At 67.6% G+C, this 12,587-nt stretch carries 11 protein-coding genes and 3 pseudogenes; 8 read left to right on the forward strand and 6 right to left on the reverse strand.

All coding sequences use genetic code 11. The features are described from left to right. Positions 1–10: 10 nt before the first annotated feature. On the reverse strand, positions 11–895 hold the full coding sequence (locus OHA58_RS02605) for a class I SAM-dependent methyltransferase (RefSeq protein ID WP_405475931.1): 885 nt from the start codon (positions 893–895) through the stop codon (positions 11–13). Positions 896–958: 63 nt separating this feature from the next. Between OHA58_RS02605 and OHA58_RS02610 the strand changes: the two genes are divergently transcribed. Next, positions 959–1,588, forward strand: a complete 630-nt coding sequence (locus tag OHA58_RS02610) for a TetR/AcrR family transcriptional regulator (protein ID WP_405475934.1) — start codon at positions 959–961, stop codon at positions 1,586–1,588. Between the two features lie 451 nt (positions 1,589–2,039). After that, positions 2,040–2,378 carry a hypothetical protein gene (locus OHA58_RS02615; protein WP_405475936.1) on the forward strand — a complete coding sequence of 113 codons (339 nt, stop codon included), beginning with the start codon at positions 2,040–2,042 and terminating at the stop codon, positions 2,376–2,378. A 111-nt stretch (positions 2,379–2,489) separates the two neighbouring features. Here the strand turns inward: OHA58_RS02615 and OHA58_RS02620 are convergent, their stop codons facing one another. The 5 genes and pseudogenes from OHA58_RS02620 to OHA58_RS02640 all read right to left on the reverse strand — a co-directional run. Next, entirely contained in the window at positions 2,490–2,936 is a 447-nt protein-coding gene (locus tag OHA58_RS02620; protein ID WP_405475939.1) for an NUDIX domain-containing protein, read from the reverse strand. Positions 2,937–3,144: 208 nt separating this feature from the next. Next, the gene (locus OHA58_RS02625; protein ID WP_405475941.1) at positions 3,145–4,461 is read right to left on the reverse strand and encodes an MFS transporter; all 1,317 of its coding nucleotides are present in this window, start codon (positions 4,459–4,461) and stop codon (positions 3,145–3,147) included. Positions 4,462–4,643: 182 nt separating this feature from the next. Further along, positions 4,644–4,937, reverse strand: a pseudogene (locus OHA58_RS02630) (transposase); the annotation flags it as partial. 34 nt (positions 4,938–4,971) lie between these two features. After that, positions 4,972–6,345 carry an IS30 family transposase gene (locus OHA58_RS02635; RefSeq protein WP_405475047.1) on the reverse strand — a complete coding sequence of 458 codons (1,374 nt, stop codon included), beginning with the start codon at positions 6,343–6,345 and terminating at the stop codon, positions 4,972–4,974. 48 nt (positions 6,346–6,393) lie between these two features. Beyond that, positions 6,394–6,531: pseudogene (locus OHA58_RS02640) on the reverse strand (DDE-type integrase/transposase/recombinase); the annotation flags it as partial. Positions 6,532–7,478: 947 nt separating this feature from the next. Here OHA58_RS02640 and OHA58_RS02645 point away from each other — a divergent pair. From OHA58_RS02645 to OHA58_RS02670, 6 genes and pseudogenes are all read left to right on the forward strand, one after another. Further along, positions 7,479–7,814, forward strand: coding sequence for a MerR family transcriptional regulator (locus OHA58_RS02645; RefSeq protein WP_266675612.1), 336 nt, complete (start codon positions 7,479–7,481; stop codon positions 7,812–7,814). A gap of 288 nt (positions 7,815–8,102) precedes the next feature. Beyond that, on the forward strand, positions 8,103–8,306 hold the full coding sequence (locus OHA58_RS02650) for a cold-shock protein (protein ID WP_376000098.1): 204 nt from the start codon (positions 8,103–8,105) through the stop codon (positions 8,304–8,306). A 427-nt stretch (positions 8,307–8,733) separates the two neighbouring features. Further along, positions 8,734–9,570 (forward strand): integrase core domain-containing protein, encoded by an 837-nt coding sequence (locus OHA58_RS02655; protein WP_405475946.1) that lies wholly within the window; start codon positions 8,734–8,736, stop codon positions 9,568–9,570. 129 nt (positions 9,571–9,699) lie between these two features. Then, positions 9,700–10,785 carry an integrase core domain-containing protein gene (locus OHA58_RS02660; protein WP_405475949.1) on the forward strand — a complete coding sequence of 362 codons (1,086 nt, stop codon included), beginning with the start codon at positions 9,700–9,702 and terminating at the stop codon, positions 10,783–10,785. 101 nt (positions 10,786–10,886) lie between these two features. Then, positions 10,887–11,013 (forward strand): annotated as a pseudogene (locus OHA58_RS02665) (multiprotein-bridging factor 1 family protein); the annotation flags it as partial. Between the two features lie 98 nt (positions 11,014–11,111). Then, complete coding sequence (locus OHA58_RS02670) at positions 11,112–12,542, forward strand: acetamidase/formamidase family protein (RefSeq protein ID WP_405475951.1); 1,431 nt, start codon at positions 11,112–11,114, stop codon at positions 12,540–12,542. Positions 12,543–12,587: the final 45 nt, after the last annotated feature.

Consider the following 12,587-nt stretch of genomic DNA (forward strand, 5'->3'; position numbering starts at 1 on the left):
GGGGTGCGCATCACGCTTCAGTCGACCGAGGCGTCTCAGCCGATGCCGCCCTCGGCGTCGACCCGGGCGATGCGGTGACGATCCAGACGTGCCCGGGAATGCAGACACCGTCGATGGTCTCGAACTCCGCGAGGGCGTCGCGCACTTCGGAGCGGATACGGGCGGTGGTCTCCGGGTCGACATCGCGCAGGTTGTAGCGCACCGGGCCCATGGCGAGGATGAAGTCGGTCGCGTCGCCCGCATCGGCGCCAAAGGTCATGGGAGCCTCGGCAGGGGCTACGTCGATGTCGGTGAACCCGGCGGCGGTGAGCATCTGACGGATGCGCGCGGGGTCGAGGAGGGACCCCATGCCCCTGGCGGCGGGGGATGCCTCGCGCAGGAACGGGGCGAGTGCAGCGGTCGCACGGGCGTAGGCGCTGTCCGGGCCCGCAGGCTGTGGGCCGAGGAACGCAAGTCGCCCGGCGGGCACGAGCGAGTGCCTGAGATGAGTGAAGGCCGCGATGTGGTCGGCGAAGAACATGACACCGCCGCGGCTCAGGACGACGTCGAAGCCTCGGCCGGGCAATGGATGCACTTGGGCGTCGCCCTGTTCGAAGGTGACATTGCCGAGCCCTTCCGCGGCGGCGTCACGGCGGGCGCGGTCCAGCATGGGCGCGGACAGGTCAATTCCGACGACGTCTCCGTCGTACGCCTGCCGCGCGGCGATGCGCGTCGTCTGGCCAGTGCCGCAGCCGACGTCGAGGACCCGGTCACCGGCCGCGATGCCCGCGGCGGCGAACAGGGGCGCGTTGAACGAGCCCATCATCGCGTCGTAGCGCTCGGAGTGTTCGGCCCAGTGGATGCCCTCCCAGTCGTTCCATGCCTGTGCCTGCTGACGGTTGGCGATGACGCGCATGGCTCACCCCTCAATTGACTAGAGTCGAACTCTAGAGTCCAACTCTAGATATAGACTCCAGTCGTGACTGAGGTCAAGGGAAAACGGGGCGACAAGGCTCGGGAGACACGGCGGCGGATCATCGACGCAGCCGCCGAACTCTTCGTCGAGCATGGCTATGGGGCGACCAAGCTGCAGGAGATCGCCGACCGGGCGGGCGTGGCGGTGCAGACGATCTACTTCGTCTTCCGGAACAAGCCCTCGCTGCTCAAGGAACTGGTGGACGTCGCCATCGCAGGCGACGACGAGCCCGTGCCCACGATGGACCGGCCCTGGTTCACGGAAGTCACGGCTGCACCTACCGCCGAGTCCGCCATCGCCGCACTCGTCGCCGGCACCCTCAGGACGCTCCAACGCGTCGCGGCCATCGACGAGATGGTCCGCGCCGCGGCAGCGACCAACCCGGAGATCCGGGATCTGTGGCCGGACGAGACCGACCCGCGATACACGGTCATCTCGACAGCCGCGAAGGCTCTGACAGTGAAGCCCGGCGCCAGCCCCGCCCTCTCCGCAGGAGATGCGGCGGACATCATCTACGCAATGCTCAGTCCTGAGCTCTTCCTGGTCCTGACCCGTGACCGCGCATGGCCCGCAGACAAGTGGGAGCGATGGACGTACGACGCCCTCTGCTCTCAGCTGTTGATCAGGAGGTAGAAACAAGCTCCCCGACAGCGATCGGGGAGACAAGTTTGACGCTCACCCGCTCGACATCCGCATCGGTGATCTTCCGCGGGACAGCCGGCCGCGGCTCGTGGCATCCAACACCCCGCCCAGGCGAGATGAAGGGGGCACAACCAGTCGTCGATGGCTGCGCTGAGGACGGTCGCTTCGTAGCGGACCGTGAGTTTCCTGCATCGGATGGCGACCGCACGGTGGCCCTTGCGACGGCTGATCCCGCACTCGCCGGAGTCGTTCAGTGGTGCCGGCGCATGTCACCGGAACTTCCAGATGATGGCCGGCTGTTGCGCGACCGCGTCCGTCGGTTCATCTCTCTTGTGACGAGATGGGGTAGGGGACATTCGGGTGGAGTACCGCGTGCGCCGCAACTGCCCCCGGTCCTTTTGCGGTCGTCTCCTTCAGTTGCGTGACGACTGAGGAGGCACTTATGAATGGGTTCCAGAGTTTCACCACAGGCACCACTGCGCTGCCGGATCTCGACCCGTACCGCTTCCCCGCCGCGCCCCTCGACAGCCGACCCGAGGAGTCGTCCATGAGGCGTGGCGTCATGGAGTTCGGTGACTACCTTCTGCCCGCGCCGGAGCCGGCGAGGCACCTGTCCGATCCTCTGGTACCGGCCGACCGCCGCCGGCTGGAGCTGCATGCCACTCTCACTGCGGCGGGGATCGCGCCTGCGCCGGGCGACCTCGACGCCATCGAGGCCCTGTGCGCGCTGGACAACACCACCCACGTCGCGCTCCGCCGATGGATCGACCGAGCCCTGTGATCCTTCGTGGCGCCGCCGACTATGTGCCCGGGGCGTGTCATGGGACGACCGGAGGACGGAGAGTTCCTGACGGGTTCACCGCTCGGTCAACACATCCGGGCTCCGACCGTCTCATGTCGCCTTTGAAGGCAGCACGCCACGCTGCCTGAGCAACGGCAGAACATGGTCCCGTACGGCAGGAGCAAGCCGCAGATCACTTTCATAGCCAGAAACCCACTTCAAGTCCGCCAGCTCAGCGGCAGGCTGGGGTGTCCGGCTGATGCGCGCTTCAAAGACCGTCATCTTCATGGGCACACCCTCAAGGGCTGCCAGGGCTTCGACGTCAGTCAGGAAACGCGGCTCCAAGGGCTGGACCCCGAGCTCTTCATCCAGCTCCCGCGTCAGCGCTTCCATCGGCTCTTCATCAGCATCAGGCTTGCCGCCGGGGAGGTAGAACACCTCTGGAGCCGCCTGCTTGCTCACCACCAGAAGACGCTCTTCCTGAACGATCGCGGCCGCTACGACAACCAATGGCTCCAGCTCGTCGGGTGGGGAGACCAGCACACTTCCTTGCTCCACACACGTGATTCTTGCAGGAAGCGCAGAAAGGAAGAAAACGGCCCCGACGCGGCTTACTGATCCGTGAACGTCCCGCCGTTGACACAGGACTGCGATGGGCTGGCGACCTTGCCTCGGGCAACGATCCCGGTGGACCAGTCAGCCAAACCGCCACCGGCGAACAGCAGTACGGTCATTCTTCTTGCACACTCGCGGCGAGGCTGGGCCCTCACCGCTGCTCAACAGTTCCACCGACAGGTTCGGGCTCAAGGTTTCCGAGAGGGATGTCGCGCAGGCCGCGCAACGGCGAGAAGAACAGCCACAGTCCAGCGCAGCAGCCGCCGACGACGGCGATCCACAACGTGGTCTGGACGCCGAGGGCGGTGGCGAGCGCGCCGCCGGCCAGACCGCCGAGCGGCAGCGTGCCCCAGGTGATCCAACGAGCGGCGGCGCTGACCCGGCCGAGCATGTCCGCAGGGCAGGCGGCCTGGCGGTAACTGGTCAGCGAGATGCTCGCGACGGTGGAAGAGAAGGTCCACGAGATCCAGCCGATGCCGAACAGCAGGACCCACCAGCCGGACCCGGCAAGCGGGATGAGCAGGCCGGGCAGCGACAGCACGGTCATCGCGATCCAGCTGATGCGCGCCGAGCCGAACTTCTGCGCGAGGTACCGTGCCGCCACGCCGCCGGCTACCCCGCCGACGGCCCCCAGCGCCAGCAGCAGCCCGACCAGGCCGGGACGCAGGTGCAGCGTGCGGATCAGGAACACCGGGCCGAGAGTCTCCACCATGATGACGAAGAAGTTCGCGGTGCCGTTGAACGCCACCGAGTTGCGCAGGATGGGATCGCGGACGACATAGTCGAGGCCCTCACGGATCTGCGACCGCAGCGTGGGTCTCCGGCCGGTTTCGGCCCGGGGCCGACGGGGCTCGCGGGTACGGATCGCCGTCAGCGAGCACGCCGACAACGCGAAGGAGAGCGCGTCGGCGGCCATCGCCCCCGCGGCACCGACCAGCGTCACCAGCCCAGCGCCCGTACTGGGCCCGGCGATCTGCGCGACCGACCGAGAGGCGGCGAGCTTGCCGTTGCCGTCCATGAGCTGGTCGCGATCGAGGAGCACCGGCAGATATGCCTGGTAGGCCACCGAGAAGAACACGGAGAACACACTGGAGACCAACGCGACGACGTAGAGCTGGGCGAGCGTCAGTGCCCCGACGGCGTGGGCAAACGGCACCGAGCCGATCACCAGGAACAGCGCGAGGTCGCACCAGATCATCAGCCGGCGCTTGGCGACCCGGTCCACTATGGCCCCGGCCGGCAGCGCCACCAGGAGATACGCACTCGTCTCCGCCGCAGCCAACAGGCCGACCTGGAACGCGGAGGCATCCAACAACACGACGGCGACCAACGGCAGAGCGAGAACGGTGATCTGCGACCCCATCTCGCTGACCGTCTGGCCACCCCATAACAGCAGGAACTCGCGATGACGCAAGATCGAGGGACGCTTTCCATCATCAGTCATCCGCCCGATGGTGTCACCGGCCATCTCCCCTGGACAGACAACCACACGAAACTCCAGGCGGACAGGCTCGCCTCTTCCCGCACATGCCACCCCTGCCGCCCGCCTGTCAGCCAAGTCAGAATGAGCTCAGTGACAGGAGTCCGGGTCTGCTGCACGATCGGGTGACATCTTGACCTGCCCCACGGTTTGGGTTCCAGCTGTGGTGGCTAACTGGCGGCGGGGATGGTGTCTTGCTCGAAGCGTAGTTCGTATTCGATCGGGGTGCGGTAGCCCAGTGCTGAGTGGCGCCGCTGTCGGTTGTGGAAGACCTCGATGTACTCGAAGATCGCGTTTGCCAATTCGACCCGGGTCTTCCACCGTTTGCGGTTCAACAGCTCGATCTGCATCGAGGACCAGAACGACTCCATCATCGCGTTGTCCAGGCCGTCTCCGACGGTGCCGAACGAGGGCAGGAGCCCGGCGGAGCGGATCTTTTCACCGAAGACCCAGGAGGTGAACTGCCCTGACTCAATCGGTCGTCGCAACACCGGTCTTTTAGATCAAGAGTAGGTGCTGGTTGAGGACTTCGGCGGGTGTCTTCCAGTCGAGGGTTTTGCGGGGCCTGTTATTGAGTGCGAGGGCAACAGCCTCGAGCTCGTTGGCGTCCCATCGCGACAGGTCCGTGCCTTTCGGGAAGTACTGGCGAAGGAGTCCGTTCGTGTTCTCGTTGGTGCCCCGCTGCCAGGGACTGTGCGGGTCGGCGAAGTAGACCTTCAGGCCGGTGTCGATGCGGAGTTGAGCATGCTGGGCCAGCTCCGTGCCGCGGTCCCAGGTCAGTGACCGACGCAGGTGTTCGGGCAGCGCGGTGATCGTGTCGGCGATCGCGTCCTTCACGGCCTCGGCGCCACGGCCGGCCAGTGCCGGGCCGTTCTTCACCCGTGGTTCGAGGCCGTAGCCGTCCATTCGGGGCAGGTGCAGCAGCATCGTGAACCTGCTCGTGCGCTCGACGAGCGTGCCGATCGCCGAGCGGTTCAGGCCGATGATGAGGTCGCCTTCCCAGTGGCCCGGGACCGCTCGGTCCTCGGCCTCAGCCGGCCGTTCACTGATCATCACCTCGGACGTGACGTGGCCACCGGGCCTGCGCTGCGCTCGAGCGCGCGGGACGCGCAACGCACGACCGGTACGCAGACAGGCGACCAGTTCGCGCTTGAGCGCGCCGCGGCCCTGGACATAGAGGGCCTGGTAGATCGCCTCGTGCGAGATGCGCATGGACTCATCATCGGGGAAGTCGGCCTTGAGTCGGTTCGAGATCTGCTGCGGACTCCACGACGTCGCCCACCGTCGGTCCTGCCGCCGGGGCTTGTTGCGGCCCTTCCACTGGGGCGTCTTGGGCCCCGTCACTGGCATTCCGTCTGCCGCCCGGATCACCCCGGCGAGCCTGTCCTGCACGTATTCACACAGCCGCTCGTTGCCGGCCAGCTTCGCGGTCCTCGGCCGCTGTGCTCTGCGCTCGGCATGCCACTGCGCGGTGGTCGCCCGATACTCCAAACGGTAGGTACGCGTGGACGCATTCCGGCGCAGCTCCCGGGAGATGGTCGAAGGTGAGCGGCACAGCCGACGCGCGATCTCGCGGACCCCGATGTCCTGAGCCCGCCACACGGCGATGTCCTCACGCTCCGCGAACGACAGATAGCGTCCCGACACCGTCGGGGAGAGATTCGGTCCCACGCCGCCAGCGTGGCGAAACCACCGCGTCCCGACCGCGGGCGACACCCCGGCCTCGACTCCCGCTTCCTCCGATCGGAGCCCCCGGGCGATCGCAGCCCAGAACCGCATGCGGTCCTCCCGCCATGCGACCGTCGGCCGGCCCGGCGATGGCATCTGCCCCCGATACTCACGAGCCTTGCGTTGCTGCGGACCAACACCCATCACTCCACCTCTGACTACGAGGTGTTGCGACGATCAGTTGAATCCGCCCTGGGCGCCGTGATCGGCGTGCACTATCCCGCCTGGTTCGGGGCGGCGGTTGCGGATGGCCATGTCCAACGCGTTGACCACGAGGGTGGAGTCCTGTCTGGAGTCGATCGACCAGCCCACGATCTTGCGGCTGAACGCGTGTCCAGATCCGAAGAACCGGGCCGGCTGACACCTCAGGTCGGCCCCGCGGCCTTCTGGATCCGCGATGCCGGACCCTGGCTGCCCGGTTGTTTGCGCCCCGGTGTTTGCGCCCCAGTCTGCGGTCCCTACTCGACACTCGGCGATGACAGCCCTTGGGTCTGCCCTCACTGTTCGAGGCCGATTACCTCACCGTCGAACACGCGGAAATCTATGTTGGCCGGAGTAGACATTGGAGGGCGGCGTGGTTATGGTTTCTCTCGTAGCCAGAAGTCGGCAGGGCCCGGCAGAAACGAACTGCCGGGCAGCATTACGGAAGTTGCAGTGCGTAGGACGGTGCGGTGGTGGAGTTCCGAAGCCAGGGTTGTTGCAGGACGGCGACGGGGCTGGCGATCGGACCGGGTGGCCCGCAGTGATCAGGGGCCGCCACCGGCGGGACCGCGGTCAGCAGTGGCGGTTCCCGTCAGTGCAGTTCGCAGTACCCAGCAGTGAAATCGGTGAGCAGTACCTCGGTGAAGGCGTCAGCTGCGGGCGCGCGCGCCGGGAGGTTCGGCAGCGGGGTTCTAAGCCAGAGCGGACGCACGATGGGCGACGGGGCTGGCTGCCGAACAGTGGCGCTGCCGCAGGTCACTGAGCAGTTCGCAGTACCAGCAGTATCAAGTCCCCCGTTTAGTAAGTAGCTGATTACCGAGGGAAGAACGGAGGAACGAGCGCCATCAGGATCGCCCGGGCGGAGTGTTGAGCCCGGGTACCGCAGGACATCGATAGTGAGGTGGTCTCCGGTCAAGCAATCGCGATCCCCGCACCCCCGGCAACTCCCAGGTCGGGTCGGCGGACACAGAAGGCCGGCGCAGGTCCAGGGCCGGCAGATGGTGTAGATGTTCCTTCGGGGCCCTGGTGCCATATGGCACCAGGGCCCCTCAAGCGTGTTCCACAGAGAGGTGCAAATGACAGCAGACGACTCGTTCGACCGTCTCGAGGATGAGGACTACCCCGCCTACACGATGGGCCGGGCCGCCGAAATGCTCGGCACCACCCAGGGCTTCCTCCGTGCCATCGGTGAAGCCCGTCTCATCACCCCGCTCCGCTCCGAGGGCGGCCACCGCCGCTACTCCCGCTACCAGCTGCGCATCGCCGCCCGCGCCCGGGAACTCGTCGATCAGGGCACTCCCATCGAGGCCGCCTGCCGCATCATCGTCCTCGAGGACCAGCTCGAAGAAGCCCAGCGCATCAACGCCGAATACCGCCGCGCAACCGAATCGGGTACACCGCCCGCGGTCTGAGGTGACAACGGGCCATCGGGCGACGGCAGGTCCTGCGCACACCTGCCAGGTGCGGGGAGCACTGGGCGGCGGGCCGCCCCTGCTGCGGCCCTCGCGACAGGGCGCGTTTCCGATGGTGACAGGGCGTCAGGGCGTGTAGCGTTTAGGGCAGATGTCGTGGTTCGGATGTTCCCCGTTTTGCCCGCGCTTCGGCGTGGGCGTTTTGCTGTGCTGTGCCGCAGGAACCAGGACGACCACCTCCGCTTCCCGCATGGTGCGGGAGGCGTTCGTGACTGGAAGGCATGAGACATGGCTACGGGAACTGTGAAGTGGTTCAACGCGGAGAAGGGCTTCGGTTTCATCGCCCAGGACGCCGGCGGGCCGGATGTCTTCGCCCACTACTCGGCGATCAACTCCACGGGCTTCCGTGAGCTCCAGGAGGGGCAGAGCGTGACGTTCGATGTCACCCAGGGCCAGAAGGGCCCTCAGGCGGAGAACATCAACCTGGCCTGACCCGCCTCACCAGCCTGTTAGCCGCGGGCGCCGCGCTCGAAGGGACGCCTGCCTCGAGCGGGCCCGACCCAAGCAGCTGGCACCAGGCTTGCGCGGAAGGTAGCGGGATCCGTGGCATATGTGCTCGGGGCCGCGCGGCAATGGACGCGCGGCCCCGATCTGTGTCAAGACACGCGTACAGGACGGGATTGTTTGTAAGCACGTCTTCGGGCCGCGCTGCGCCAGGTTCATTTGGCGCCGACAGGCGTTCGGCTGCGGGCTGGCGATGGGCTGATGCGCAAGGGCAGCCAGCGAGAAGGCCTGAAGGGTGTCATTATTCCACGCGTGCGTTGACCTGGAGTTTTGGCTGACGCTGTGGGCTGGGCATGATCGTCGGTTGTGGCTCTGCGACTGCTCTACATGATCTTCTGTCGGATACTCGGTTGGCTTGTCCTCTACGGCCGGTCCAACCGGTCAAAGGAGATGGAGATACTCGTACTCCGGCACGAGGTCACGGTGCTGCGCCGCCACACCCCGCGCCCCCGCCTGTCGTGGGCCGACCGCGCGATCTTGTCCGCCCTGCTCCGCCGCCATCGACTGGTCACCCCCGGGCACGATCCTGGCCTGGCACCGCCGCCTGGTACGCCGCAAGTGGCGACAGCAACCGGCCAAGTCAGGCAGACCGCCGCTGGCCGAGGAACTCACCGCACTCATCCTCCGTCTGGCCCACGACAACCCGACCTGGGGATACGTCCGGGTCCAGGGAGAACTGCGCCGCCTGGGCCACCGCGTCGCCGCCGCGACCATCCGCCGAGTGCTACGCCGCAACAAGATCCCACCCGCGCCGACCCGCGCGACCGAGCACACCTGGCGTGCGTTCCTGACACGCAGGCCGACGGCCCTCAAGGCCGCCCCACAAGCACCGAAGAAGAACGCCTTCGCGGAACGCTGGATACGCACCGCCCGAGCCGAGTGCACCGACCGGATGCTGATCTTCGGTGAACGCCACCTGCGCACCGTGATGGACCAGTACGCGACGCACTACAACACCGCAAGGGCCCACCGAAGCCTGGACCTTCGCGCTCCCGGCGACGACCCCACCGCCATCCCCCCTCCCCGCAGGGCGCGTCCGACGCCGAAAGATCCTCGGCGGACTCCTCAACGAGTACCACCGAGCCTCCTGATGAACCATCACTCCCCAGGAGGGAAAACCCAGCTCACAGCACGTGCGGAGATTTGGACACCCTTCAGACCTTCCAAGGAAGCGACCAGTGCTGTCTGCTGAGCAACCGCACCGGCAGACGCCCAATGCCCGCGCACGGGCCCTGTCCCGCTCGGAAATGCGATTCCGGCTCTGGCCTTCAGCTTCTCCACGCGGGGCATCAGCCTCAATGGCGCCTGGGATGATCCTTCGATGTCGCTGTCGATCGTCACCACGCTGGTCCGGAATCTGATCAAGGTGCCCTCTGCCGTACTCCGTAGCCGCGTGGCCAAGGACGCAGAGGTCCTCGCGTTACGGCATGAGAACGCGGTGCTGCGCCGTCAGATCGCCCGCGTCCGCTACGAGCCCGCAGACCGGATCTGGCTCGCCGCGCTCTCGCGGTTCGTCCCGCGCGAGCGCTGGCGCCAGACCTTCACTATCACCCCCACCACACTGCTGGCCTGGCACCGCCAACTCATCGCCAGGAAGTGGACGTTCACGCGGCACCGCCGCCCCGGCAGACCCTCCACCGCGCCCGCCGTTAAACAGCTCATCCTGCGCCTGGCCCAGGAGAACAGCACCTGGGGCCACCGCCGGATACAGGGCGAACTCGCCCGCCTCGGCTACCCGATCGCCCCGTCCGCAGTCTGGGAGATCCTCCACCCAGCCGGCATCGACCCCGCGCCGCAGCGCTCCGGCCCCACCTGGCGGCAGTTCCTGACCGCCCAGGCCCACGGCATCATTGCCGCCGACTTCCTGCACCTGGACACCATCTCGCTCAAGCGCCTGTACGCCCTGATCTTCATCGAACACGGCACCCGCCGCGTCCACCTCGCCGGCGTCACCGCCCACCCCACCGCCGCGTGGACCGTTCAGCAGGCCAGGAACCTTGCCATGACGCAGGGACGCCGGTTGGAGCCGCTGCGCTTCTTCCTCCGGGACCGCGACAGCAAGTACACCCGTTCCTTTGACGCCGTCTTCGAGGCCGACGACGTGGAGATCCTGCTCAGCCCGCCGCAGGCGCCCAAAGCGAACGCGATCTGCGAGCGAGTCGTGGGCACCCTCCGCCGCGAGCTCCTCGACCGCATGCTGATCTACAACGAGGCCCACGCTCGCGCAGTCCTGGCCGAATACCTCCGGCACTACAACGGGCACCGTCCCCACCAGTCCCGGCAGCAACTACCCCCGGACGGCGCCGAACCGGCCACCCCGGCCACCGTCACCAACCTCCAGGCCCACCGGATCCGGCGACAACGCCTCCTCGGAGGCCTGATCAACCAGTACCAGAGAACCGCCTGACCGAACGACCTCGCCGCAGCCCACAGCACCGAATCGTATTTGCGAGCGGCACAGGGTGGGCAGCGCGGCTCGGGGTTCGGTGAGCCGGACGCTCGGACAGTCTGCGCACCTTCTGCGCCGTCGTCCAGGCCCTGCGCGAACGCGCGGGCTTGAGCCGGGAGCAGTTCGCCGAGCGGGTTCGGTTCTCCCAACACATGGTGGCTTCCGTGGAGCAGGGCCGCCGGTGTTACCCGGCAGAAACCGGCAGCCGCCCTCGCGGTAACAGGCAATGCATAGGAAAGGCATCACGAGCTACTGGTATACCGCGAGACGACGAGGAACACCTGATGCCGCACAATCCGCACGCACCACACCCGCCCCACCTCATGCCCGCGGCCGCCCAGCCAGCTCTCGCGTACGAAGAGTTGGCGACGCGGCTCGGGCGGCGCGGACTGTTGCGCATCGCCGCGGGGCTCGCCGCGGCGGGCGGCTCGGTGGCTGCGAGCGCGCATCCCGCCACGGCGGCCTCCGGCTCTTCCAAGGTCTCCGCCGTCTCCCGGCCGCAGCGCATCCTGCAGCCCGGCATCGGCCCCGTCCACGGCCACCACTACCTGCGCGCCACGCCCGACACCGTCCGCTGGGGCTACGTACCGGCCCGCGACGCCGAACCCGTCTTGCGCTTGCGCTCCGGCGAGACCCTGACCGTGGATGCCGTGTCCCACGAAGGGCTGCTGGAGGATCAGGGCCGCGACCCGATCGCCTGGTTCGCGGAGCACGGCGTCCGCAAGGATCAGGTCCTGAAGGACGCGGTCGCCCTGGCCCGCGACTACACGCGCACGCCCCGCTCCTTCGACACCGACGGCCCGCACGTGGTCCTCGGCCCGGTGCATGTGGAGGGCGCCGAACCCGGCGACGTCCTCAAGGTGGAGACACTGTCGCTGCTGCCCCGCGTCCCGTACGGCGTCATCTCCAGTCGGCACGGCAAGGGCGCGCTGGCCAGCACCCGCAGCGGCGGCGCTCCCGACGGCATCACGCTCGACGAGGTCATGCCGCCGGTCGCCGAGGACGGACGGGCGACCGGGAGCCCCGAACAGTACGGAAACGTGTCGGTGTTCACCCCGATCCGCTCCCGCGGCGCCGACGACCACGCGATCCTGCCGCTGGACGGCCCCGGCCAGGTGACCTTCCCGCTCAATCCGCACATGGGCCTGATGGGCACCGCGTACGCCGGGGCGACGTCCCTCACCGACCCGCTGCTGAACTCCATCCCGCCCACGCTCGGCGGCGGCAACATCGACATCCGACACCTCGGCGAGGGCTCCACCTTCTACCTCCCGGTACACGCCGAGGGTGCGCTCTTCCACACCGGCGACCCGCACTTTGCGATGGGCAACGGCGAGGTCGCGCTCACCGCGCTGGAGGGATCGCTCCGTACGACGTTCCGGCTCACCGTCTGCAAGCCGGGCTCCGGGGACGCGCCGTCGGTCGCGTTCCACTACCCGTTCGGCGAGACCGACGACGCGTGGCTGCCGGTCGGCCTCTCGGACCCGGACGGCTCCGGCGGGTCAGGTGGGGCGGCCGGCCAACTCTCCGACCTGGACACGGCGATGCGCCGCGCCGTCGTGAACGCCCTCGACTTCCTCCAGTCCGACCTCGGCATAACCCGCCCGGTCGCCTACGCCTATCTGTCGGCCGCGGCCGACTTCGAGGTCTCCCAGGTCGTCGACCGCACCACCGGAGTCCACGCGGTCATCAGGAAGCGGGACTTCGGGCGGTAGGGGCGCGACGTGAACGTACCGATGGAAGAGGACAGGTTGAGGAGT

The organism is Streptomyces sp. NBC_00009 (assembly GCF_045040855.1).
In the GTDB taxonomy this organism is placed as follows: Bacteria; Actinomycetota; Actinomycetes; order Streptomycetales; family Streptomycetaceae; genus Streptomyces; species Streptomyces aureus.